The organism is Arthrobacter zhaoguopingii (assembly GCF_009828605.1).
GTDB lineage: Bacteria > Actinomycetota > Actinomycetes > Actinomycetales > Micrococcaceae > Arthrobacter_D > Arthrobacter_D zhaoguopingii.
Genome location: NZ_WIAE01000005.1, coordinates 82526 through 107025 on the forward strand (window position 1 = coordinate 82526; position 24500 = coordinate 107025).

The 24500-nt window shown below is 70.0% G+C and carries 21 protein-coding genes; 14 read left to right on the forward strand and 7 right to left on the reverse strand.

The window, feature by feature from the left end:
* Positions 1–182: 182 nt before the first annotated feature.
* From GVV77_RS07865 to csrA, 10 genes are all read left to right on the forward strand, one after another.
* Positions 183–1088 (forward strand): flagellar motor switch protein FliM, encoded by a 906-nt coding sequence (locus tag GVV77_RS07865; RefSeq protein ID WP_246199700.1) that lies wholly within the window; start codon positions 183–185, stop codon positions 1086–1088.
* Complete coding sequence (gene fliN / locus GVV77_RS07870) at positions 1085–1792, forward strand: flagellar motor switch protein FliN (RefSeq protein WP_159617590.1); 708 nt, start codon at positions 1085–1087, stop codon at positions 1790–1792. Before GVV77_RS07865 ends, fliN begins: the two co-directional genes overlap by 4 nt.
* A 2-nt stretch (positions 1793–1794) precedes the next feature.
* Entirely contained in the window at positions 1795–2202 is a 408-nt protein-coding gene (locus tag GVV77_RS07875) for a FliO/MopB family protein (protein WP_159617591.1), read from the forward strand.
* Between the two features lie 218 nt (positions 2203–2420).
* Entirely contained in the window at positions 2421–3149 is a 729-nt protein-coding gene (fliP, locus tag GVV77_RS07880; protein WP_246199730.1) for a flagellar type III secretion system pore protein FliP, read from the forward strand.
* A gap of 3 nt (positions 3150–3152) precedes the next feature.
* A complete protein-coding gene (fliQ, locus tag GVV77_RS07885; RefSeq protein WP_159617593.1) occupies positions 3153–3428 on the forward strand; it encodes a flagellar biosynthesis protein FliQ in 276 nt (91 codons plus the stop codon).
* A complete protein-coding gene (locus tag GVV77_RS07890) occupies positions 3429–4187 on the forward strand; it encodes a flagellar biosynthetic protein FliR (RefSeq protein WP_159617594.1) in 759 nt (252 codons plus the stop codon). It abuts the gene before it with no gap.
* Positions 4188–5285 carry an EscU/YscU/HrcU family type III secretion system export apparatus switch protein gene (locus GVV77_RS07895; RefSeq protein ID WP_159617595.1) on the forward strand — a complete coding sequence of 366 codons (1098 nt, stop codon included), beginning with the start codon at positions 4188–4190 and terminating at the stop codon, positions 5283–5285.
* A gap of 51 nt (positions 5286–5336) precedes the next feature.
* Positions 5337–7385, forward strand: coding sequence for a flagellar biosynthesis protein FlhA (locus GVV77_RS07900; RefSeq protein ID WP_159617596.1), 2049 nt, complete (start codon positions 5337–5339; stop codon positions 7383–7385).
* Positions 7360–8301, forward strand: a complete 942-nt coding sequence (locus tag GVV77_RS07905; protein WP_159617597.1) for a hypothetical protein — start codon at positions 7360–7362, stop codon at positions 8299–8301. Before GVV77_RS07900 ends, GVV77_RS07905 begins: the two co-directional genes overlap by 26 nt.
* 9 nt (positions 8302–8310) lie before the next feature.
* Complete coding sequence (gene csrA, locus GVV77_RS07910) at positions 8311–8577, forward strand: carbon storage regulator CsrA (RefSeq protein ID WP_159617598.1); 267 nt, start codon at positions 8311–8313, stop codon at positions 8575–8577.
* A 77-nt stretch (positions 8578–8654) separates the two neighbouring features.
* On the opposite strand, the gene GVV77_RS07915 is transcribed toward csrA, so the two are convergent.
* Positions 8655–9476: a sigma-70 family RNA polymerase sigma factor gene (locus GVV77_RS07915; RefSeq protein WP_159617872.1), complete on the reverse strand. Its 822-nt coding sequence runs from the start codon at positions 9474–9476 to the stop codon at positions 8655–8657.
* A gap of 307 nt (positions 9477–9783) precedes the next feature.
* Between GVV77_RS07915 and GVV77_RS07920 the strand changes: the two genes are divergently transcribed.
* Together GVV77_RS07920 and GVV77_RS07925 are read left to right on the forward strand one after the other, a co-directional pair.
* Positions 9784–11505: an ABC transporter ATP-binding protein gene (locus GVV77_RS07920; protein WP_159617599.1), complete on the forward strand. Its 1722-nt coding sequence runs from the start codon at positions 9784–9786 to the stop codon at positions 11503–11505.
* The gene (locus tag GVV77_RS07925; RefSeq protein WP_246199702.1) at positions 11498–13288 is read left to right on the forward strand and encodes an ABC transporter ATP-binding protein; all 1791 of its coding nucleotides are present in this window, start codon (positions 11498–11500) and stop codon (positions 13286–13288) included. Before GVV77_RS07920 ends, GVV77_RS07925 begins: the two co-directional genes overlap by 8 nt.
* 19 nt (positions 13289–13307) lie before the next feature.
* On the opposite strand, the gene GVV77_RS07930 is transcribed toward GVV77_RS07925, so the two are convergent.
* From GVV77_RS07930 to GVV77_RS07940, 3 genes are all read right to left on the reverse strand, one after another.
* The gene (locus tag GVV77_RS07930) at positions 13308–13799 is read right to left on the reverse strand and encodes a PTS sugar transporter subunit IIA (RefSeq protein WP_159617600.1); all 492 of its coding nucleotides are present in this window, start codon (positions 13797–13799) and stop codon (positions 13308–13310) included.
* A 69-nt stretch (positions 13800–13868) separates the two neighbouring features.
* Positions 13869–15593 carry a glycerol-3-phosphate dehydrogenase/oxidase gene (locus tag GVV77_RS07935; protein ID WP_159617601.1) on the reverse strand — a complete coding sequence of 575 codons (1725 nt, stop codon included), beginning with the start codon at positions 15591–15593 and terminating at the stop codon, positions 13869–13871.
* A gap of 69 nt (positions 15594–15662) precedes the next feature.
* A complete protein-coding gene (locus GVV77_RS07940; RefSeq protein ID WP_120164870.1) occupies positions 15663–16802 on the reverse strand; it encodes a GuaB3 family IMP dehydrogenase-related protein in 1140 nt (379 codons plus the stop codon).
* A gap of 448 nt (positions 16803–17250) precedes the next feature.
* Here GVV77_RS07940 and GVV77_RS07945 point away from each other — a divergent pair, with 448 nt between their 5' ends.
* Entirely contained in the window at positions 17251–18894 is a 1644-nt protein-coding gene (locus GVV77_RS07945) for a ribonuclease J (protein ID WP_159617874.1), read from the forward strand.
* A gap of 107 nt (positions 18895–19001) precedes the next feature.
* On the opposite strand, the gene GVV77_RS07950 is transcribed toward GVV77_RS07945, so the two are convergent.
* Genes GVV77_RS07950 through ubiG form a run of 3 tightly spaced genes read right to left on the reverse strand, consistent with a single transcriptional unit; the run spans position 19002 to position 23375 of the window.
* Positions 19002–20819 carry an ABC transporter ATP-binding protein gene (locus GVV77_RS07950; RefSeq protein WP_159617602.1) on the reverse strand — a complete coding sequence of 606 codons (1818 nt, stop codon included), beginning with the start codon at positions 20817–20819 and terminating at the stop codon, positions 19002–19004.
* Between the two features lie 27 nt (positions 20820–20846).
* Positions 20847–22565 carry a glycosyltransferase gene (locus GVV77_RS07955; RefSeq protein ID WP_159617603.1) on the reverse strand — a complete coding sequence of 573 codons (1719 nt, stop codon included), beginning with the start codon at positions 22563–22565 and terminating at the stop codon, positions 20847–20849.
* A gap of 18 nt (positions 22566–22583) precedes the next feature.
* Positions 22584–23375: a bifunctional 2-polyprenyl-6-hydroxyphenol methylase/3-demethylubiquinol 3-O-methyltransferase UbiG gene (ubiG, locus tag GVV77_RS07960; protein WP_159617604.1), complete on the reverse strand. Its 792-nt coding sequence runs from the start codon at positions 23373–23375 to the stop codon at positions 22584–22586.
* A gap of 203 nt (positions 23376–23578) precedes the next feature.
* Here ubiG and GVV77_RS07965 point away from each other — a divergent pair, with 203 nt between their 5' ends.
* Positions 23579–24424: a phosphatidylinositol-specific phospholipase C/glycerophosphodiester phosphodiesterase family protein gene (locus GVV77_RS07965; RefSeq protein ID WP_159617605.1), complete on the forward strand. Its 846-nt coding sequence runs from the start codon at positions 23579–23581 to the stop codon at positions 24422–24424.
* Positions 24425–24500 lie beyond the last annotated feature (76 nt).

The following is a 24500-nucleotide window of genomic DNA, read 5'->3' on the forward strand; positions in this document are numbered from 1 at the left end:
CCGCGGGCGGGCAGGTGTCCCCGGCGCTGGCATCCGGCATCCGGCATCCGGCATGGCTTGACGGTGACGGCGACGGCTCGACCGCAGCTCGACGGCGGCGGCGGGCGCCCGGAACGGGCTGCGGCCCGATGAGGAGGCGGCAACGGCTTACGGGCCGGGCCGGACCGCCGATAGTGATTATCGTGACCCCCTCCAACCTTCAGGAAACCCTCCTGCCCGAGCCCGCACGCACGGTCGAGGTTTACGACTTCCGCCGGCCCACGACGCTCGCCCGCGAGCACAGCCGCGCCCTCGAAGTGGCCTTCGAGACCTTCGCCCGGCAGTGGGGCACGCAGCTGACGGCGAAGGTGCGCGTCAAGGCGCAGGTCACCACCCACCAGGTCCTGATGCAGACCTACGACGAATACGCCGCCTCCCTGCCCGCGACCACGGCCATGGTGCTGTGCCGGCTCGAGGATTACGAGTCGCAGGCGGTCATCCAGTTCCCGACCTCCTCGGCGCTGGCCTGGGTGGGGCGGATGCTCGGCGGCAACGGCAGCCAGCCAGCGCCGGGCCGAAAGTTCACCCAGATCGAACAGGCCCTCGTGAAGCGGCTCATGGAAGACGCCCTCGAGGACCTGCGCTACTCCTTCGGTTCCCTGCTGCCCATGCCGCTGAATTTCAACTCCATCCAGTACAACGCCCAGTTCGCCCAGGCTGCCGCACCGTCGGACCTGATGGTGGTCGCCACCTTCACCCTTCGGGTCGGGGAGAACACCGCCGAGGGGACCGTGGCCCTGCCGGCTGAGACCGTCCTGCCGCAGCTCGGGGCGACGAACCCGACGACTTCCCCCGAGAACGCCGCGGAGCTGCTGCGCCAGCAGATGGCGTGGGTCCCCGTCGAGGTGTCGGTGGGCCTGATGCCGGTGGCCGTGAGGCCCGAGGCCATCCTCCGCCTCGCGGTGGGAGACCTGATTCCCCTGAACCATCCCGAACGGCGGCCCCTTGAGGTCCGCATCGCCGGACAGCGCATCGCCCGGGCCGGCCTGGGCCGGAACGGCGCCCGCCTGGCGGCCCAGATCGTCGATACCGAGGAGAACCCCGCATGACCGTTTCCGTTGCCACCCTCAAGGACTCCGCCGCCGAAGCGCTGATCGGGCTGCTTCCCTCCGCAGCCCCGGTCAGCGCGGTTCCCGCCCCGGACCGCACCGCCGCTGCCGCCCGCGCGGCCGGCGCGGTGACCGCCGCCTACGTCGGGAGCCGCTCGGCGGACCTCGCCGTCGTGCTCGAGGGCACCGGATCCCTCGTCGCTGCCGCCGGCACCGACACCCCGCTTGTCTCCTTCAAGGACGTGCTGCGCCCCGCCCTCGAGGCGGCGGCCGGAGTGCTCGGCGGAGGAGTGCTCGGCGAGGCCCTGATCGAGGACGCGTCGGCGCTGTTCGCCGACCCGGAGACGACGGTGTTCGAACTGACCTCCGGCGGCGGGACGGCGGGCTGGTTCGCCATCCGGGTCCGCGAGTACGGAACCCTCAACCCCACGCCGGTCTCCGGGGACTCGGTGGTCGGCAAGCTCGGCCGCATCAACAACGTGGAGATGGCCCTGACCGTGGAGATCGGTCGGACCCGGATGTCGGTGCGCGACGTGCTCAACCTCGAGCCCGGCGGAGTGGTTGAGCTTGACCGGTCGGCCGGCGCCCCCGCGGATGTCCTGCTCAACGGACGGCTGATCGCCCACGGCGAGGTCGTCGTGGTGGACCAGGACTTCGCCGTGCGCATCACCAAGATCCTCGACGTCGCAGAGGGCGTCAACTGACGATGGATTCACTCATCCTCATCCTGAGGGTGCTGCTCGCCCTGGGCGCCGTGCTGGCGGTCCTTGTGCTCGCGCACCGGTACGCCCGGCGTACGGCCGGTACGGCGACCGGTGAGAAGCTGCTGACGGTCCTCGCCCGCCAGGGCGTCGGCTCCAAGGCCTCCGTCGTGGTCGTCGAAACCGGCGGCCAGCGCCTCCTGCTCGGCGTCACCGAACACTCGGTCACCGTGTTGTCCACCTCGGATGCCCCCGCCCCGGAGACCGCCGGGCAGGGCGCCGAGGCCTTTTCGCGCGTCCTGCACCAGGCCACCGCCGGCAAGCACCGCTCACCGGCGCCCACCGGGTCCATCCTGTCGCCGGCGGCGCTGAAGCAGGTCCTTACCATTGGCCTCGGCGGGCCGAAGGGGTGAGGTGCCTGCCGCCGCGCCGCGCCGCACTCCGGTTGCCCCTGGCCCTGCTGGCCTTCGCCGCAGGGGTGCTCCTGCTGCTCCTGCAGGCGCCCGCCGCCTCCGCCGTCCAGTTTCCCCCGCCGCAGCCGCCCGTTCCCGCGCCCGTGGTCCCCGCCCCGGCCGATCCGGCCCCGTTGCAGCCGGCCCCCGAGGCCCCCGCCCCGGCCTCACCTGATCCGCTGAACCCCACAGCACCGGTGGACCCGGCGCCTCCGGCCCCGCCCACCGATCCTTCCGCGCCGGACGGCGACGGGTCAGTGGTGATCAACGGCCCCAACGGCACCCCCTCCTCGGCCGTGGTCACGCTGCTGGGCATCACGCTGCTCACCGTCGCGCCGTCCCTGCTGCTGATGATGAGCTCGTTCACGAAGATCTTCGTGGTGCTGGTAATGACGCGCAACGCCCTGTCCCTGCCTTCGATCCCGCCGAACCAGGTGATCGCCGGGCTGGCGCTGTTCCTTTCGTTCTTCATCATGGGCCCGGTGCTGGGGGACATCAACAGCGGCGCCGTGCAGCCCTACCTCGACGGCGACTTCACGTTCCAGGAGGCCTACACCGAGGCCGCCGGCCCGATCCAGCAGTGGATGCTCCAGTTCACCCGCGAGGAGGACATCGCCCTGATGACCCGGGCCGCCGGGATGGACAACCCGGCCACCCCCGAGGACGTGCCGCTGACCACCCTGATTCCGGCGTTCATGATCTCCGAGCTGCGGGCCGCGTTCATCATCGGCTTCGTCATCTTTATCCCCTTCCTGGTCATCGACCTCGTCGTGTCCTCGGCGCTGATGTCCATGGGCATGATGATGCTGCCCCCGGTGATCATCTCCCTGCCGTTCAAGATCCTGCTGTTCATCCTCGTCGACGGCTGGGGCCTGATCGTCACCGCACTGATCCGAAGCTACGCCTGAGCCATGGACACCAACGCCGTCCTCGACATCGGCCTCCAGGGCCTGTGGATCTCCGCCAAGCTCGCCGCGCCGGTCCTGATCACCGCGCTCGCCGTGGGGTTCGGGATCTCCCTGCTGCAGTCGATCACCCAGATCCAGGAGGTCACCCTCTCCTTCGTCCCCAAGGCCGCCGCCGTGGGCGTCGTGCTGCTGATCTCAGGACACTGGATGATCTCCGAGATGGTGTCCTTCACCCACGCCCTGTTCGACAAGATCCCCTCGCTGCTCGAGGGAGGCTGAGTGGAACTGGCGCTGAACCTCGGCTGGCTTGAACCGGTGATGCTCGCCGGCGTGCGCATGGTGTCCTTCCTGGTCATCGCCCCGCCGTTTTCCTATACCGCGTTTCCGGCGCGCATCAAGGTCATGCTGGCCCTCGGGCTGGCACTGGCCGTCTCCCCCGCCGTCACCCCCGGCTACACCGAACGCGGCACGGCGGCGTTTTTCGGCGCGCTCGTGCTGGAGATCGGCGCCGGGGTGCTCATGGGCTTCCTTGTGTACCTGGTCTTCGCCGCGATCCAGTCCGCCGGCGGCCTGATCGACCTGATGAGCGGGTTCCAGATGGCCCAGGCCTTCGACCCGCATTCGCTGATCAACGGCGCCCAGTTCACCCGGCTGTTCCAGATGACCGCCCTGGCCCTGATGTTCTCCTCCGACGCCTACCAGCTGATCCTCGGCGGGCTGATCCGCAGCTTCACCGCCATCCCGCTGGGCGGCGGGGTCTTCCTCACCGACCCCGTCGCGGCGATCATCACCGCGGTCACCGGGATGTTCCTGGCCGCGGTCCAGATCGCCGGGCCGCTGCTCGTCGTGTTCTTCCTCTCCGACGTCGGCCTGGGCCTGCTCAACCGGGTCGCCCCGGCCCTCAACGCGTTCGCCCTCGGATTCCCATTGAAGATTCTGCTGGCCCTCGTCCTCGGCTCTGTCATCATGCTCGCCCTGCCGCGGGTCGTGTCCGCGCTCACACAGGAGGCGCTGGCGCTGCTGGGAGGTGTGGGATAGATGGCCGACGATTCCTCCCAGGAACGGACCGAACAGGCCACCGAAAAGCGGATGAAGGAGGTCCGCGAGAAGGGGCAGCTGTCCAAGTCCTCCGACCTGACCGCCTGGCTCGGCATCGGCGCGGCCGCGGTCATGCTTCCCTCGACCATCTCCCGGGGCGCCGACGCGGCCGCCGACCAGCTCTTCAGCGTCCGCACCATCGCGGCGGCGCCGGAGCCCGGCATCGCCCTGGGCGTCCTCGGCGAGGCCCTGGCCTCGATGGCCGGAACGCTGCTTCCGATGCTGCTCGCCGTCGTCGGAGCGGTCCTGGCCGGGGCGGCCGGCCAGGGCGGGATCCAGTTCAAGAAGTTCCGCGGCAAGTTCGAGCAGTTCAACCTGGTCACCGGGGTCAAGAACACCTTCGGAACGCAGGCCCTCTGGAACGGGGTGAAGGCGCTGCTGAAGACCGCCGTCCTCGGAGCGGTGCTGTACTGGGTGGTCCAGGGACTCATGCCCACCCTGATGAGCGCCGGCGGGATGTCGGTGGCCGCTCTGCTCTCGGCCACCGGCGGGGGCGTGGCCGCGCTGCTGCGCTTCGCCGTCCTGGCCGGAGTGGTGCTCGCCCTCGCCGACGTCTTCGTGGTCGGCCGGCGGAACCGGAAGAAGACCCGGATGACCCGCAAGGAGGTCAAGGACGAGAACAAGAGCACCGACGGCGACCCCCTGATCAAGTCCCAGCGGCGCGCCCGGCAGATGGCCCTGTCGCGGAACCGCATGATCGCCGCCGTCGGCGGGGCCGACGTCGTCCTGGTCAACCCCACCCACGTGGCCGTCGCCCTCAAGTACGAGGCCGGGGTCTCCGCGCCGAGGGTCGTCGCCAAGGGGGCCGGCCCGGTGGCCCTGAAGATCCGGGAGAAGGCCGAACAGGAGAAGGTCCCGCTGGTGCAGGACATCCCGCTGGCCCGGGCCCTGCACGGGGCCTGCGACCTGGGCCAGGAGATCCCCGCCGAGTTCTACGCCGCCGTCGCCGGGGTCCTGGCCTTCGTCCTGCGGCTGAAGCAGCGCGGCAGCGCGGCCGGCATCCACCGGGCCTTCCGGAAGGGGTCCTTCCTTGACTGAGACCCCCGCCCCTCACCACCACCCCCGAGTCCTCCCCCGAAGGAGCGCACCATGAATTCCAAGCTCGCCCGCCTCGCGGTGCCGATCGGCGTGGTCGGCATCATCATGCTGCTCATCGTGCCCGTTCCCGCAGGCCTGCTCGACTTCCTGATCGCCGCAAACATCCTGCTGGCGCTGGTGGTGCTGCTGACCTCGATGTTCGTCCAGAAGCCCCTCGACTTCTCGGTGTTCCCCTCGCTGCTGCTGGTGGCCACGCTGTTCCGCCTCGGACTGAACGTCGCCTCGACCCGCCTGATCCTCGGGGAGGCCCACGCCGGGAAGATCATCGAGGCGTTCGGGCAGGTCACGGTGGGCGGAAACATCATCATCGGCAGCGTGGTCTTCCTGATCCTCGTGGTCATCCAGTTCCTCGTCGTCACCAAGGGCGCCGAGCGGGTCGCGGAGGTCGGCGCGCGCTTCACCCTCGATGCGATGCCGGGCAAGCAGATGGCCATCGACGCCGACCTCAACGCCGGCCTGGTCACCGACGAACAGGCCAAGGAGCGCCGGGCCGAGGTCTCCGCCGAGGCCGACTTCTACGGAGCCATGGACGGGGCCTCGAAGTTCGTGAAGGGCGATGCGATCGCAGGCATCGTGATCCTGATCATCAACCTGGTCGGCGGGATCGCCATCGGTATGGCCATGCACGGCATGCCCGCCGTCGAGGCGCTGCGCACCTACGCGATCCTCACCATCGGCGACGGACTGGTGACCCAGATCCCGGCGCTGCTGATGGCGGTGGCCACGGGCATGATCGTGACCCGCTCCAACGCCGAGGCCGACATGGGCACGACCGCCTCGAACCAGGTGGCCCAGTCCCGCAACGCCCTGCTGATCGCCGGCACGGCGGCCGTGGCCCTGGCCCTGATCCCGGGCATGCCGAAACTCCCGTTCCTGCTCATCGGCGGGGCACTGATCTTCGCCTCGCGGAAGATCAAGGCCACCGAGACCGCCGCCGCGGCCGCGGCCCAGCGGGAGGCTTCCGCTGCCGCCGAACCCGCCCCGGAGTCGCCCGAGGAGCTCATCCGCAGGCTCCGCGTCCAGCCCCTGGAGATCCTGCTCGCGGCGGACCTGGTGGACACCGTCACCGGCGCCTCGGACGACCTCCTGGCCCGGGTGCGCAGCCTGCGCCAGAAGATCGGCATGGACCTCGGGTTCGTGCTGCCGCCGGTCAACGCCCGCGACAGCATCGACCTGCCGCCGGGGACCTACGCTATCCGCATCGGCGGGGTGGAGGCCGGCCGCGGGGAGGCCCCGGCGGGCAAGGTGCTCGCCCTGGGCGATGCGCTCGACGCCCTCCCCGGGACCGCGACCATGGAACCGGTGTTCGGGCTGCCCGGCAAATGGGTGCCGGCCGGCATGGCGCACAGCGCCCAGATGACCGGGGCGACGGTCATCGACCGGGTCTCGGTGCTCATCACCCACCTCTCCTCGATCGTCACGGCCAATGCGGCGCGCCTGCTGACCCGCGAGGACGTCCGGCTGCTCACCGAAAGCGTCAAGGAGGCAAGCCCGTCGGCGGTCGACGAACTGGTCCCCGGGCTGCTCTCCCTCGCCGAGGTCCAGCGGGTCCTGCAGGGCCTGCTCGAGGAGCATGTGCCCATCAACGACCTGCCGCGCATCTTCGAGGCGCTCACCCTTCGGGCCAAGGTCTCAACGGACCCCGAGGGGCTCATCGAGGCGGCCCGGCGCGCCCTGGGGCCGGCGCTGGCGGTGCGTCATCTCAGCGGCGGCCAGCTGAGCGTGGTTATGATCGAGCCGGGCCTCGAACAGTCGATGCTCGAGGGCCTGCGCCCCGCTGAAGGAGGCAGCCAGATCCTCCTCGACGCCAACCGCATCGAGGCGGTCCTGGCCTCCCTCCACGCCACCGTGGCGGCGGCCGGTCACCAGGGACACGAGCCCGTCCTGGTCTGCGCGCCGCTGATCCGCCCCGCGGTGCGCCGGCTGGTCTCCGCCCGGGTGGGTGGACTGCCGGTATTGTCCTATCAGGAGGCCCAGGCGGCCAACGTGCCCATCGAGACGATAGGAGTGGTCCGTGGCGCTGAACAGGTTTCACCTTAGCGGCCCGTCGATCGAGGTGCTCCGCCGGCAGGTCCGGGCCGAGTACGGACCCGAGGCCGTAATCGTGCGGGCCGAGGCCGTCACGGTGGGCGGGCTGGGCGGATTCCTGGCCCGCCACCACTACGAGGTCACGGTCGAACTGCCCGACGCCGCCGCCCCGTCGACCGATCCCCTTCCGGTGGTCAAGCGCACCGGCATCGCCGCCCTGCTGGCGGACGCGGACACCGCCGAGGCGGCGCTCAACGCCGTGCCGGTGTCAACGGAATCCGGAGAGTTCTCCTCCTTTTTGAAGGACCTGGAGTCCGCCGTCGACCCTGCCGCGGGTGCCGCGGGGTCGACCCCGGCCACTGCCGCCGCGGGCGCCCACCGGCCGCCGTGGCCGCTGGACGGCCCGGGCGACCTCATCGTCGTGGCAGGGCCCGGCCGCGACGCCCTCGAGGCCGGCCGGTCCCTGCTGGCTCCCGCGGCTCCGGCGGCCCTGCTGACGGCCGGGGCGCTTCGGGTCGAGGGGCTGGCGCACGTGGCCGACCGGCGCGCGGCCACCGAAGCGCGGGCCGCCGGGGTGCTCGCCGGGGCGCCGGTGGTCGTCGCCTTCGGGCTGGGCTACCCCTCCGAGGCCTTTGTCCACCTGCCCGCGCTGGCCCTCGTGGGATTCGACCAGCTGTGGCTGGCGGTGGATGCCACCCGCAAACACGGGGACACGGTGTCGTGGGTTGAGGCGGTGGAGGCCGTGGCCGAACCCGACGCCGTTGCTGCCTTCTCCCGCCGGGACACCGCCACCCCCGATACGGTTCAGGCGCTGCGCTTTCCGGTCAGTTGGGTGGACGACGCCCCGGAGGTTCCTGCGCGGCCCGCGGGCCCGTCTTCGGCCGCCCACCAGACCGCAGTTTTCCCTCCGACGCGGATTCAAAGATAGGCTTTCACTGTGCTGGTACTAACGCGGAAATTCAACGAGAAAATTCATATCGGCGAGGATATCGTCATTACCATTCTCGAATCGCGCGGTGATGGCATCAAGATTGGGATCGAGGCGCCGCGGGGCGTTAAGATCCAGCGCGGCGAGATTCTCCAGGCCGTGATCGAAGCGAATCTTTCGGCCAATGTCTCCGATGCGGATGCCGAATCACAGCTCAAGGCGCTGCTGGGCCGTAGGGACCCCGAACCGGACGCCGAGCCGGACGCCCGCTCCTAGACTTCCAGGCTCCGGGGGCGTTGCGGCATACGCCGGGGCCTCAGGCGAAAACAGGCGTTGCGGCATACGCCGGGGCCTCAGGCGGAAACAGGCGCCATGGCGGCCAGCCGCACCGGGGCGCTCAGGGTGGATCCACCCCGGGTCCGGGCCGCGAGGGAATTGAGATAGGCGGTGCGCCGGGCGGGGGCGACGCGGGACTCCGGCGCGGGTGCGGCGCCGTCGGTGTCGGAATACACCGCAGCCATCCCGTCGCGCAGCAACCGGATGGCCTCGGCCCGCTGCTGGGACACCGCCGAGTGGGTGGACCCGAACTCCTCGGCCAGGTCCTTAACCGGGCGGTCCTCGAAGTAGGTCTGCTCGATGATGTAGCGCATCTTGTCGGGCAGGGCCTGCACCGCGGCCCGCAGATACTGGGCCTGCTCGGAGACCAGCAGGGATTCCTCGGGGGTGGCCATGACCGCGGTGAGCGACTCGGGCGCGTTCTCGTCGAGTGTGGAAACGGTGCGTGAGGCGTCGGCCAGGGTCGCGGCCACCGCGTCCCGTCCCACGCCCAGCACCTCGGCGATCTCACCGACCGTGGGGTTGCGCTGCAGCGCCCCGGTGAGCAGTTCGGACACCGCGAGGGTCTCCTTGATCCGACGGCGGGTGTCCCGGCTGGCCCAGTCGGAGGCCCTCATGTCGTCGGCGAAGGCGCCAAGGATGCGCCGCCGGGCGAAGGTGCCGAACCGCACGCCATAGGAAGGGTCGAATGACTGGGCGGCGGAGACGAGCGCGAGGGCGCCGGCACCGGCGAGGTCCTCGCGGGAGAGGTGCGGGGACCGTGCGCAGATTTCCGAGACAAGATATCCAACCAGCGGAAGATTCTCCACAATCATCTTGTTGCGTTCTTCACGGTTCAACTCGGACATCCCCTCATAAACACGATTTGCAATCCGCGCCGGTGGCTGTGGATTTTCGCCGGCCGGGGCCCGGTTCCCCGGAGGCGTTGGCCGGTGAATTTCCCGGTTTTCCAACAGTAAGACCACGTTCAGGGCCGAAATAGCGAGGTGCAAAAACAGCGTGGAATTCCTACTGAAATACTGCGCCGATCCTGCGGATATCCAGAGCATCGCCGGAGGGAGCGTGGGAGCCGCCCGTTTCTGCCTCCGCCGAAGCGATTGGGAAACCTCTATCAATGGGGTGGAAACCGGTCTAGGATGACTGTTCGTGCGCTCCTTTCCCTACCCCGGTTCCGGCCCTCCGGACCTCCGCTCCCCCACCCGGTTCCTGGTGTGGCTTGCCTCGAAGCAGAAGGCCACGCTGGCCGCCGGCGCCCTGCTCGGCGCCGTATGGATGGTGGCGCAGGCCCTCATGCCCTTCTTCCTCGGCCGGGCTGTGGACCGCGGCATCCTGGCCGGGAACGCCCGCGCCCTCGCGGTTGAGGTCCTGATCCTGCTGGGGTTGATGGTGGTGCAGGCCGCGGCCGACACCTTCGGGCACCGCGTGGCCGTCAGCAACTGGCTCCAGGCCTCCTTCCGGTCGGTCCAGCTGGTCGGACACCACGTCACCCGCACCGGTGACGCCCTGCCGAACACCCTCTCCACCGGCGAGGTGGTCTCGACCGCCGCGTCGGACACCTTCCGGCTCGGAGAGATCTTCGACGTCTCGGCCCGGCTGGCCGGCGCCTTCGCGGCGTGGCTCGTGGTCAGCGCCCTGATCTTCGGCACCTCCCCCGAGCTGGGGCTCCTGGTGCTGGCCGGCGTTCCGGCGTGCTGCGCCCTGCTGCTGTTCGTGGTGCGCCCGCTGCAGGCCCGCCAGCGCGAGCAGCGGGCCGACTCGGGGAAGATGACGGCGGTGGGGGCCGACACCGTCGCCGGGCTGCGCGTGCTGCGCGGCATTGGCGGTGAGCACATCTTCGTCCGCCGCTACCGTGCCCGTTCCGCGGCGACCCGTGATTCGGGCATCCGCGTGGCCCGCTCCCTCGCCGACCTCGAAGCGTCCCAGGTGTTCATCGCCGGTGCCTTCAGCGTGGTGTTCACCTGGGTCGGTGCCGGTCTGGTGCTCGACGGCACCATCTCTCCCGGTGAGCTGGTGGCGCTCTACGGTTTCTCGGTGTTCCTCGTGACCCCGATCCGCACCGCGGCCGACGCCGTGTCGCGGACCATCCGCGCCCAAGTCGGGGCCCGGAAGATCCTCGCCGTGCTCCGGGTGGAATCCTCGGTCTCCGACGCCCCGGCGCCGGTGCCGCCCCCGGCGCCCGGCGCGGCCCTGCTGGACACTGCGAGCGGGCTGGCCCTTGAGCCGGGCCGGATCACCGCACTGGTCTCGTCCGACCCCGCCGGCGCAGCCGCCGTCGCCACCCGGCTCGGACGCTTCGACGACGCCGCGGACGGCGCGGACGGCGTCCGCTGGGGCGGCGTGGGCCTGGGCGCGGTGGCGCTGGCGGAGATCCGCCGCCGCATCGTCGTCAGCGAGGCGGCACCCCAGCTCTTCACCGGTTCCCTGCGGTCCCAGCTTGACCCGCAGCAGCGCCACGACGACGCCGCGATCCTCGACGCCCTGCAGGCCGCCAGCGCCCTGGACATCCTGGACGGGGTGGAGGACGGACTCGACACCGCGGTGACCGAGCGCGGCCGAGGGTTCTCGGGCGGCCAGCGCCAGCGCATCGTGCTGGCCCGGGCGCTGCTGACCCGCGCGGAGACCCTGATCCTGATCGAGCCGACGAGCGCCGTCGATGCTCACACCGAGTCCCGGATCGCCGCCGGCTTCCGCAGGGAGCGGGCCCACCCCGGCCTCACCACCCTGGTGGTGACCGCGAGTCCCCTGCTCCTGGGCGTCGTGGACTCGGTGGTCTTCCTCGAGGACGGCAGGGTCAGCGCGGCCGGTCCGCACCGCGACCTGATGGCAGGCAATCCGAACTATCGAAATGTTGTGATCCGCAGTGAGTGATACAGCAACCCGCACCGGCCCGGACGCCGTGCAGCGCGGCGGGGAACCGGACCGCCTCCCGGTGGCCGGCGCACGTGCCGTTCGAGCCGAGGCCGCCCGCCTGATCCGCCACCACCGCCGCGGCCTGGCGGCCGTGGTGGCCCTGTACGTGGGCTCGGCCGTGGCCGGGCTCGCCGGTCCGCTGCTGCTGGGCGTCGTCGTGGACGCCGTCCTCGCCGGCACCACCCGGGACTTCATCACCTGGGTCTCGCTGGCGATGCTCGGTTCCCTGCTCCTGCAGTCCCTCCTGCGCCGGTTTGCTGTGCGGTCCGGCATGGTGTTCGGCGAACGCGTTTTCGCCCGGCTGCGGGAGGACTTCATGGAGCAGGTCACCGCACTGCCGCTGTCGACGGTGGAGAAGGCCGGCACCGGCGACCTGGTGGCGCGCACCACGAACGACATCGACGCCGTGTCGCACACGGTGCGGTTCGGCGTGCCGCAGGTCGTGGTGTCGGCGGTGACCATCGTGCTGACGCTGGCGGCCGCCGTCGTCGCCTCCCCGCTGCTGTCGGTGGCCCTGCTGACCGGCCTTCCCCTGCTCTACCCGGTGACGCGGTGGTACCTGACCCGCTCCTCGGCCGGGTACCAGAGGGAACGCGAGACCTACGCGGTGATCAACGGTGCCGTGACCGAAACCATCGAAGGGGCGCGGACCGTGGACGCGCTGGGCCTGGGCGGTGCGCGCAGGGCCACCATCGACGCCGCCCTGGCGGACAGCTACCGCGCCGAGCGCTACACGCTGTGGCTGCGCAGCGTCCTCTTCCCCGCGGCGGACATCGCGTTCTGGCTGCCGGTCGCCGGGGTGCTGGTGTGGGGCGGCTGGCTGGCCTCGCTCGACATCGTGACCCCCGGGGCCGTCGCGGCGGTGGCCCTGCTGGCCGTGCGCCTCATCGATCCCGTCGACCTGCTCATCATGTGGACCGACGAGATCCAGGTCGGGGCCGCGTCGCTGGCCCGGATCATCGGAGTGAAGGAGGTGCCGCCGGACCGCACCGCGACGGACGAAGCGCCGGCGAACGAGGACATCCGCGTCTCCGGGGCGACCTACGCCTACCGGCCTGGGCACAACGTGCTCCACGGCGTGGACCTGGCCCTGCGGCGCGGGGAGCGCCTTGCGGTCGTCGGGCCCTCGGGTGCCGGCAAGTCGACGCTGGGCCGCCTGATCGCCGGGATCCACCCGCCCACCTCAGGGTCGGTCACCGTCGGCGGGGTGCCGCTGGTAAACCGCCCCCTCGACGACCTGCGCCGCGAGGTCGCCCTGGTCACCCAGGAGCACCACGTGTTTGTCGGCTCGGTCGCCGACAATGTGCGGCTGGGGCGCGCCGATGCCCTCGAAGCAGAGATCACCGGCGCGCTGGCGTCGGTGGGCGCGCTGTCCTGGGCCGCCACCCTGCCGGAGGGGATCGACACCGAGGTCGGCTCCGGCGCCCACGAGCTGACCCCGGCCCAGGCGCAGGAGCTGGCCCTGGCCCGCCTGATCCTGGCCGACCCGCACACCCTGGTCCTCGACGAGGCCACCTCGCTCATCGACCCGCAGTCCGCGCGGGACCTCGAGCGTTCGCTCAGTGTCGTCCTTGAAGGCCGGACGGTGATCGCCATCGCCCACCGCCTCCACACCGCCCACGACGCCGACCGGGTGGCGGTGGTCGAGGACGGCAACATCACCGAGCTCGGCTCCCATGAGGAACTGCTGGCCCTCGACGGCGCCTACGCCTCGCTGTGGCGCTCCTGGCGCACCGAGTAACGGGCGCGGCCAGGCTCCCTCAGTGGTCGAAGAACACCAGTGAGGAGTTGATCAGTTCCGCGATGACCTCGGCGTCGTGGGCCCTCCGCAGGGAGTCCCGGAAGTTCTCCTTGAACAGGCTGCGGGCGATGGTGGCCAGCACCTCCAGGTGCTCGGAGAACGACGAGGCGGGGGTGGCGATCAGCAGCACCAGGGTGGCGGGGCCGTCAACCGCGCCGAAGTCGAGGCTGTGCCCGTACTTGGTGATGCCGACCCCGATGGAGGTCTGGCAGACATACTCGCTGCGCGCGTGCGGCAGGCCGACCCCGCCGGGCAGGCCGGTGGCCATCTGGTGTTCCCGGGAGTTGACCTGATCGAGGAACGCGTCGAGGTCCGTGATCCTGCCCGCGGCGTGCATGCGGGCGGCCAGCTGCGCGCTGGCGTCCTCCTTGGACTCGGCCTCCATTTCGAGGATCACCAGGTCCGGGGTTGTCAGCCCGGCCTCGTGCAGCTCCAGGGACAGCTCACTCAATTTGTGCCTCTCATCGTGCCCGCGGCCGCCGATGCCCTGCGGTGTTCGTACCGCGGCCGCGGCCGTTCCCTAGCTTACCGGGACGATGTCCTCAGCACCCGTGCGGGCGCTGTCCGCCGACTCGTCGTCGGGCTGTTCCTGGCTGAGCCGCTCCGCCTGGACGCGGGCGAGGTAGTGCTTCACCTCGCGGTTGACCTGCTGCTCGCTCCAGCCCAGGAGCGGCCCCATCAGCTCGGCGACGACCGGCGCCGCGGACACGCCGCGGTCCCAGGACTCAATGGAGATCCGGGTGCGGCGGGTGAGGATGTCCTCGATGTGACGGGCGCCCTCGTGGGTGACGGCGAAGACCGCCTCGGCCGCGAGGTAGTCGTCGGCGCCGGGCAGCGGCTCGCCCAGCGCGGGGTCGGACTTGATCAGCTCAAGGACCGAGTCGGCCTGCGTGCCGTAGCGCTGGAGCAGGTGCTCCACGCGGGCCACATGGATCCCCGCGGCCTCGGCCATCCTCGCCCGCATGTTCCACGCTGCCTTGTACCCCTCCGCGCCGAGCAGGGGAACGGAGTCGGTGCAGCTTTCGGGAACCCGCTCGTCGAGGGCGCGCGAGGCCTCGTCGACGGCATCCTTGGCCATCACCCGGTAGGTGGTCCACTTGCCGCCGGCGACGACGACGAGCCCGGGCACCGGGTGGGCGACGATGTGCTCGCGGGAGAGCTTCGCGGTGGAGTCGCTCTCCCCGGCCAGCAGGGGACGCAGCCCCGCGTAGACGCCCTCGACGTCCTCGCGGGTCAGCGGGCGGTTCAGCACCCGGTTCACGTGCTCGAGGATGTAGTCGATGTCCTGCGACGACGCCGCCGGGTGGGCCTTATCGAGGTCCCACTTGGTGTCGGTGGTGCCGATGATCCAGTGGCGTCCCCACGGGATGACGAACAGGACCGACTTCTCGGTGCGCAGGATCAGGCCCACGGTGGACTGGAACCGGTCGCGCGGCACCACGAGGTGAATGCCCTTGGAGGCCCGGACCTTGAGCTGCCCGCGGTCCGTCACCATCGCCTGGGTCTCGTCAGTCCACACTCCGGTGGCGTTCACCACCTGCTTGGCGCGGATGCTGAACTCCTCGCCGGTCTCCTGGTCCTTGACCTGGGCGCCGACCACCCGCTCGCCCTCGCGCAGGAAGTTGACCACCGTGACCCGGTTGGCCGCGTGCGCCCCGTAGTGCACGGCGGTGCGGATCATGTTCACCACGTACCGGGCGTCGTCGACCTGGGCATCGTAGTAGCGGATGGAGCCGACCATCGCGTCTTTCTTCAGGCTGGGCGCCGCGCGCAGCGTGCCGCGCCGGGTGAGGTGCTTGTGGAACGGCACCCCTCGGGAGTGCCCGCCGCCGATGCTCAGGGCGTCGTAGAGGGCGATGCCCGCCCCGACGTAGGGGCGTTCGACGAAGCGCTTGCCCAGCGGATAAAGGAACGGCACCGGCCTCACCAGGTGCGGGGCGATCCGCTGGATCAGCAGCCCACGTTCCTTCAGCGCCTCCTGCACCAGGGCGAAGTCGAGCATCTCGAGGTAGCGCAGGCCGCCGTGGATCAGCTTCGAGGACCGCGAGGAAGTCCCGGAGGCCCAGTCGCGGGCCTCGACGATGCCGGTGGTCAGTCCGCGCGTCGCCGCGTCCAGGGCTGAGCCGACGCCCACCACCCCGCCGCCGACGATCAGGATGTCGAGTTCTCCGCCGGGCCGGCTCGTGGCCTTCAGCGCCTCAAGCGCCTCGCTGCGGTACTGGGGACTGAGTGCGCCTGCTGCCATGGCCGTAACCCTCCGAAACGTTGAGTTCTGCGTACCCCAACCTTAGGCACTCAACCGCCCGGAACGCACTTAATCGTTCGAAACATAGGGTGAAAGGACAACCTCCACCCGCTGGAACTCCTTGAGATCCGAGTATCCCGTGGTCGCCATGGCCCGGCGCAGCGCCCCGATCAAATTTGACGTGCCGTTGGTGTGGTGGGAGGGGCCCCACAGCACTTCCTTCAGCGGGCCGACGGTTCCAAGGTTGAACCGGTCGCCGCGGGGAAGCTCGGCGTGGTGGGCCTCCTGGCCCCAGTGCCAGCCCTTCCCCGGCGCCTCCTCGGCGCGGGCCAGGGCCGAACCGAGCATGACGGCGTCGGCGCCCATGGCGATGGCCTTGACGATGTCGCCGCTGGCGCCCATGCCGCCGTCGGCGATGACGTGGACGTAGCGTCCGCCGGATTCATCCATGTAGTCCCGGCGGGCCGCGGCCACATCGGAGATGGCCGAGGCGAGCGGGGAGTGGATGCCGAGGGCCCGCCGCGTCGTCGTCGTCGCCCCTCCCCCGAAGCCCACGAGGACCCCGGCGGCACCGGTGCGCATCAGGTGCAGGGCCGGGGTGTAGCCGGCGGCGCCGCCGACGATCACCGGGACGTCTAATTCGTAGATGAACTGCTTGAGGTTCAGCGGCTCCTCGTTCTTCGACACGTGCTCGGCGGAGACGGTGGTGCCGCGGATGACGAAGATGTCGACGCCGGCGGCGAGGACGGTCTTGTAGAACTGCTGGGTGCGCTGCGGGGTCAGCGACCCGGCGACGGTCACGCCGGCCTCGCGGATCTCGGCCAGCCGGCTCGTGATGAGGTCGGCCTGGATGGGCGCCGCATAGATTTCCTGCAGGCGCGCGGTCGCGGCGGGGCTGAAGTTCTCGGTGCTGAGCCCGGCGATCTCATCGAGCACCGGCTGCGGATCCTCGTAGCGGGTCCACAGGCCCTCGAGGTTGAGCACGCCGAGCCCGCCGAGCCGGCCCAGGGCGATCGCGGTGGCCGGCGACATCACCGAATCCATGGGCGCCGCGATGACGGGCATCTCGAACTGGTAGGCGTCGATCTGCCAGCTCACCGACACATCGAGCGGGTCGCGGGTGCGCCGGGAGGGCACCACGGCGACATCGTCGAGGGAGTACGCCCTGCGTCCACGCTTGGCCCGGCCAATTTCAATCTCGTAAGTCACTGCTCTAGGTTATCCCAGCCCCGCGCGGCACTCTCATCAGGGCATATTGTCCGACCTCCGGCCCCCTCCCGTGCCCCCGCCGGGCCGACCCAATTAACCCTCTTACCCCCGTACGGAATAGAGTTGCAAAAAGGAACACCGCTGTGAAACACCGGCCGGGCAGCAGAACTGCGGGCGCCGGCACCCCCGCACCGCAACGAAGCGGGCGGTTTCCCTCGGCCATTCGACCCGGCGCAGCCACCGGGCCCCGGAGGTTCGCACCGCTCCACCCGGTGGAACAGCACCGACCGGTCCCGCGGACTGCGCGGAATTATTTTTAGAGCAACACCCTTCGAGCACGACCATTCCACGCGGCGGCCCGCCCGCCGCGACATCGACGAGAGAATACCAATTCGTGAATAAAACACCCGCCGCACTGAAAACTCCCCCGACACTCGCCAAGGGCGCAATGCGCATCGTCGCCCTGGGCGGCATCGGCGAAATCGGCAGAAACATGACCGTCTTCGAATTCGGCGGCAAGCTGCTCATCGTCGACTGCGGCGTCCTGTTCCCCGAGGACCACCAGCCCGGCGTCAACGTGATCCTGCCCGACTTCTCCTACATCCGCGAACGCATCAACGATGTCGTCGCCGTCGTGCTCACCCACGGCCACGAGGACCACATCGGCGGCGTTCCGTACCTGCTGCGCGAACGTGCGGACATCCCCCTGGTCGGTTCCCAGCTGACCCTGGCCTTCATCGAGGCCAAGCTCAAGGAACACCGCATCACCCCCAAGACCATCCAGGTCAAGGAAGGCGACCGCCGCACTCTGGGCGGATTCGACCTCGAGTTCGTCGCGGTGAACCACTCGATCCCCGACAGCCTCGCCGTCGCGATCCGCACCGCCGCCGGCATGGTGCTGCACACGGGCGACTTCAAGATGGACCAGTTCCCGCTTGACCGCCGCATCACCGACCTCGGCGCCTTCGCACGCCTCGGCGCGGAGGGCGTGGACCTGTTCCTCACCGACTCCACGAACGCCGACGTGCCGGGCTTCACCACTTCGGAGAAGGACCTCGCCCCCGCGATCGACGCCGTGTTCCGCACCGCTCCGCGGCGCATCATCGTCTCGAGCTTCGCGAGCCACATCCACCGGATCCAGCAGATCATCGACACTGCCCACCAGCACCGCCGCAAGGTCGCCTTCGTGGGCCGCTCGATGGTCCGCAACATGACCATCGCGGCGGACCTGGGCTACCTGAAGATCCCGCAGGGCCTGCTCGTCGACTTCAAGAAGCTCGAGCGCAGCGACGACCACAAGGTCGTGCTGATCTGCACCGGCTCCCAGGGCGAGCCGCTGGCGGCACTGTCCCGGATGGCCAACAACGACCACGCCATCAAGATCAGCGAGGGCGACACCGTCCTGCTGGCCAGCTCGCTGATCCCGGGCAACGAGAACGCCATCTACGGCATCATCAACGCCCTGACCGAGATCGGCGCCAACGTCGTCCACAAGGGCAACGCCAAGGTGCACGTCTCGGGCCACGCCAGCGCCGGCGAGCTCGCCTACTGCTATAACATCGTCAAGCCGCGCAACGTCATGCCGGTCCACGGCGAATGGCGCCACCTGCGTGCCAACTCCGAGATCGCCGTCGCGACGGGCGTGGAGCCCCGCAACGTGATCATCGCCCAGGACGGCGTCACCGTCGACCTCCAGCGCGGACGCGCCACCGTCTCGGGCAAGGTGCCCGCCGGGCTTGTGTTCGTCGACGGCGCCAGCGTCGGAGGCATCACGGAAGAGACCCTGCGCGAGCGCCGCCGGCTCGCCGAGGAAGGCTCGGTGACCGTCCTGGCGATCATCGACGCCGAGACCGGCACCATGGCCGAGCCCCCGGAGTTCTTCATCCAGGGCTTCTCCTGCGATCCGGCCGACCTCGACAAGGCAGGCACCGCCGTCGAGAAGGCCCTCACCGACGGCCCGTCGGGCCGCCAGGGCGGCCGCGGAGCCCGCAATCTGGACCCGGAGGCCGTCATCGAGCGGGCCACGGCGAACTGGATGCGCCGGTTCTACAACCGCACCCCGGTGATCACCGCGATCGTCGTCGACGCGTAGCAGCACCCGGCTCCCAGCAGCACCTGAACCGGTCCCGCGCCTTCCCGGCGCGGGGCCGGTTTTTGGTTTAATTCGGCTGCGGGTCGGTGTGGGCTTGCGGCCGGGCCTCAGGGAACCGTGGGCTGCAGCTGGCTCTCGAACATCCGGTAGTAGCGGCCGCGCAGCTCCACGAGCTCGCGGTGCGTCCCGGACTCCACCACCCGCCCGTCCTCAAACATGTAGACCACATCGGCCTTCTCGATCGTGGCGAGCCGGTGGCTGATGGCGACGATGGTGCGGGACCGGTCCTCGAAGAGCCGGGTGAAGATCCGGTGCTCCGCGAGGGCGTCGATGGCCGAGGTCGGCTCGTCCATGACAATGAACGGGGCATCCCGGTAGAAGTTGCGGGCCATCGCCAGGCGCTGCCACTGCCCGCCGGACAGCCCGCTGCCCTTGCGCCCGCGCGGGTCTTCCATCCAGTTGCTGACATGGTTCTCGAATCCGTTCGGCAGCCGGCGGATGAAGTCCGCGGCCTCCGCATCGGCGGCCGCGCGTTCGATGCGCTCCTCGTCCCGGGGGGCACCTACGTCGCCGAAGAAAATATTGTTCCCCGCCGTGGCGAACTCGTACTTCAGGAAGTCCTGCGACATGACCGCGAGGTGCCGGTGCCAGGAGGACGTGCCAACGGTGCGCAGGTCCCGCCCGTCGAGCAGTACACTGCCCGCGCTCGGTACGTAGAGCCCGGCGAGGATGCGGATCAGCGTCGACTTCCCCGCCCCGTTCTCCCCCACGATGGCGATATGCCGGCCGCGCTCGATCGTCATCGAAATGCCCTTGAGCACTTCCAGGTCGCTGCCCGCGTAGGTGAAGTGGATGTCCTCAAGCTCGACGCGCGAAGGCGGCCCGGACAGCGGTTCACCCGTCGCGGCCGGGACCGGGAGCCCCATGAACAGCTCGTAGTCGTTCAGGTTCGCCAGGTCTTCGTCAATGGAACTGAGCGAACTGACGAGGTCGTTGGCTGTGCTCAGGGCCCGGCTGACGATCTGCTGAATGTAGAGGAACTGGCCCACCGGCTGCGCCCGCGCAATGATCTGCCCGACCACCCAGAGCAGCGCGATGACCTCCGCGCCGTACTGGAGCGCGTCGGCGAGCAACTGCTTGGGGATATAGCGCCGCTGGAAGTCGAGCCGCCGTTTTTCATCGGCGTCACGCAGCCGCGACCGCAGCTGCATGAGATAGTCCACCACCCCGTACAACCGGATCTCGGCGATGTACTGCGGGCGCATGATGTTCGTCTCGATCATCCGGCGCTGACGGCGGGAGTCGACCTGCGTGTTCCAGTGCGCCATCTGCTCCCGCGAGAGGCGGAACTGCAGATACACGCTGGGCACGATCGCGATCAGGACGATCAGCGCCACCCACCAGCTGACCAGCAGCAGCGCCCCGATGGCCAGCACCACCGAGACCAGCTGGGTGAAGATGGCCGCGATCCGGTCGAGGACCCGGGGGTAGGAGTCGGAGAACCGACGCGCCCGGTCGTAGAGGTCCACCGTCTCCTTGTCGTCGTAACGCCAGAACTCCAGCGCGAGGAACCTCTCGTACATCGAATCGCCCACGATGGCGCCGACCCTGAAGCTGAGGACCTGCTGGATGTACCGGTCGACGCTGGTGAAGGCGCCCCAGAACAGCCCCAGCACAGCGGTGATCACCACATAGAGAACGGCCCGCTGCCCGGCCTCGGGCTCACCGGCGTAGGCCTCGGCGAGCGCCGTCGTCGTCAGCGCCGCAAAGTAGGTGGTGACCAACGGCAGCACCGCCCCGATCAGGGAGCCGAGGACCTTCATGACGACGGCGCCCGGCGAAGCCTTGGCGCTCAGCGCCAGGATGCGCCCGACAGCGCGGGCGTACGGGACGAGGGCCAGGCGCGAGGTGGAGCGCTCAGCCACGGCGTGCGCACCCGCCGCCGGCCGGGGCTACCTCCCGGCGGTCCGGAAGCCCAGGGCCGCCATGAGCGCCGCGAGCAGTGCCGCCGCCGCCGTCAGGGGCGCCACGCCGTCGTCGGGCCGCCGCCAACTGGCCCGGACCGACCGCTCCGCGGGGTAACCGCCCGTCATGATGGCTCCAAGGATGCCCAGGGTTCTCGCGGCAGCGCGGCTGGGCCGCCGGAACAGGGCGGCGGTGCAGACCGCCTGGAGCACGAGCATTCCACCGGGCGCCGAGAGGTTGGTGCCGGTCAACCACTGGTCACGCTCGATGGTGTCCGTTGAGCCACGGAGAAATCCTATGTCGTAGGCCGTGCGTTTCCTCAACGCCCGGTGCAATCCTGCGACACCGAGGGCCAGCTGGGCCGCTGAGACAAGGGCAAGACCCTTCCGGCCACGGCCCCGGCGGGCCGCGTCACCGCGGCCCCGGGGCGGTCCTGCCTCGGCCGTCTCGAGTTCGCGGGCGATCATCGGCAATGCGGCATACCGCGCATACTCCGAGGCCAGCCGTCCAGCCGCCTCCTTGTAGGAGGGGTCGGACAGGACCCGCCGGACGGCCTTGCGGATCGCCCGAGGCGACGGCGAGCCGGTGCGCAGGTTGATCCCCACCCCGGCCCAGGCCACCCGGGCCGCGACCTCGGGCTTGTCCTCGCGGTCCCCGGCGACGACCACCGGCAGGCCCTCCGCCAGCGCGCGCTGGGTTCCGCCGTATCCGCCGTTGGTGATCATCACGTCCACCAGAGGCAGCAGGTGCTCGTGCGGTAGGGAACCGGCGACGCGGGCATTCGGCGGCACGTCACCGGGCGGCAGGGGCGCACCGCCGGTGGTGGCGACCACCAGGACGTCCAGGTCCGCCAGGGCCCGGAGCGTGGGCAGGATGAGCCGGCCCGGGTCCTTGTTGTCAATGGTGCCCTGGGTGACGTGGATGACCGGGCGCCCGGCCCGGAGGTCGCCCCACCAGGACGGCGGGGTGAAATCAGCGCTCCCGGTGGGAAGGACCGGGCCCACGAAGCGCACACTGGCCGGCAGGTCGCTGCGGGGGTATTCGAAGCCGGGGCAGGTGAACTGCAGGAACCGGTCCGCGAGGGAGGCCGCGTCCAGGAAGTGGACGGGCAGGGGCACCCCCGCGGCGGCCTTCATCTGCCGGTTCGCCGCCCGGTGCGTGGGCCGGAACACGACCTTTTGGATCAGGGTGTTGAGCATCAGGTTGCGGAGCACCCCGGCCTTCGTCGGCAGGGGCGGCAGGCCCGGACCGAAGGGGGCGGTGTCCCTGCTGGAGAAGGCGAGCGGGATGATCCCGCTGAAGAGGATCGACGGGCGCGGTTCCGCGCGCAGCAGCGGGACGACGGCGCCCGTGAAACTGGATTCGGCCAGGACGGCGTCGGTGGGGGTCCGGTCGAGCTCCTCCCGCAGGGCGCGGTACTGCTGGGGCATGGGCTTGATGAAGACTTCCGCCATGTCGAAGCGGAGCCGGGCCAGCCCCTTCTTCCCGACGCGCCCCGGGAAGGAGAGGTCAAGGTCCCGGTCGTCGAAGTCGCAGGCCTCCGGCAGCCGGAGGAACCTCAGGCCGGCACCCGTGACGGTATCCTCGAACCGGGCACCGGTGAGCATGCCCACCTGGTGCCCCTGGCTGCGCAGGTACCGGCCGATCTCGACCAGGGGCACTACGTGCCCGTAGATCGGGGAGCTGCAGAGAAGATACGTTGCCATCGGTGCCTCCCGGCGCTGTTAGGTCCCGGCCGCTGCCGGCTTGCGGGCGTAGCCCATATAGGAAACCCGGGTGTTCTTGACCCTGCCGAAATCCAGGCGCCGGCTGAGTTCCCCGTAGCTGATCCGGCCCCTGCGGGCGTCGTAGAAGCTTTTGAGCACCACCGGCTTTGGGGCCCGGGGCGCCAGCCCGGCGATCTCCTCGACGCCGAGCCCCGTTTGGGAGAGCTGGGCGGTCAGCTCATCCGGCGTGATGAACAGATTCCAGTCGTGCAGGGCGGCGTCGGTGACCTTCGTGAGGGACCAGTCCTGCATGACCTTGATGCCGAGGAACCTGCTGGTCCGGGTCCGGTTGATGGTGTCGAACAGGTAGAGGCCCCCCGGTCGAAGGGCCCGGGCGGCCTCCTCAAGGACGCGCGGAAGGTCCGTGACGTGTTCGAGCACATCACAGCAGTAGACGACGTCGAACGTTGAACTGCCGACCGGCAGCTCCTCCCCCGTGCCCACGACATACCGGATGCTCAGCCCGGCCTGTCCTGCGTGCTTCCGGGCGGCGGAGATGGCCACCTCGGACGGGTCCACACCGGTGACCGAGAAGCCCAGCCGGGCGAACTCCTCGGCCAGGAAGCCGCAGCCGCAGCCGACGTCCAACGCTGTTCGGCCGGCGTAGGTGCCGAACAGCAACGTCCGCAGGACCTCACGGAAGTAGGCCATCCGTCCCGGGGTGCAGCTGCCGTGGAGGATGTTCAGGACGTTGTCCTCGTCCCACCAGGTCTCGCCGAGGCGGTTGTAGATGTCATTGTCGATGGCCATGGACCCTCCTCCGCTGCCTGCCCTGCGCATATCCTGCTCCGGGGACCGAGCGTTCGACAGGGCCCTTGGACCCGGTTTCTTCCCGCATCGGCGTCGTCCTTCCCGAGTTCACCGGCGCGTCACCTGCTGGAGGCCAATCGATCATCCCTGGCTCCTAGCGTGAGGGTGCCCCGGACCCGGGGCCAGCAACGAAAGGGAAGACCATGCTCCTTCGAAGGACGGCCGCACTGGCGGCAGCCCTCACCGCCCTCACCGCTCTGGGCACCGCACCGGCCCCGGCGGCACAGGACGACGTCGACCTGGGCGTGCCCCGCGCCGCCGCCCACGCCCACAATGACTACGAACACGACCGCCCGCTCTACGATGCGCTCGGGCACGGGTTCACCAGCGTGGAGGCCGATGTCTGGCTGGTCGACGGCGAACTCCTCGTCGCGCACGACCGCGAGGACGTCCGCGCGGGGGCGACCCTCGAAAGCCTGTACCTGGAGCCTCTCGATGCGCTGGTCAAGGGCCATGGAGGCAGCGTGTACCCGGGGTGGGAGGGGGAGTTTCAGCTGCTCATCGATATCAAGAGCGAGGGCCCGGCGACCTACGCCGCGATCGAGGAGGAACTCGCCGAGCACCGCACGATGCTCACCCGCTACACGCACGGGAAGACCAAACCGGGGGCCGTGACCGCGGTGATCAGCGGAAACCGCCCGCTGTCCGTCATGAGCGCCGCCGAACAGCGGTTCGGCTTCTACGATGGGCGGGCGGCGGATCTTGGCGGCGCCCTTCCCGCGGAACTCATGCCGCTGATCAGCAACAACTGGCAGCAGCTCTTCTCCTGGCAGGGGGCCGGCGCAATGCCCGCCGCGGAGCGGGAGAAGCTGACGGCCTACGTCGCGGCCGCCCACGCACAGGGCGCGCGGGTCCGCTTCTGGGCAACTCCGGACCTGCCCGGACCTGCCCGCGAGGCGGTGTGGGCAGAACTGCTCACCGCCGGCGTCGACCACATCAACACCGACGACCTGGCTGCCCTGGAGCGGTTCCTCGCCGGAAGGGAGTAGGCCGGTGCGCGGCGCCTCCGTCGGGGTGCCGCCGCGCAGCACCTTGCCACGCTGGCGACCGAACCGAGGCCGAACC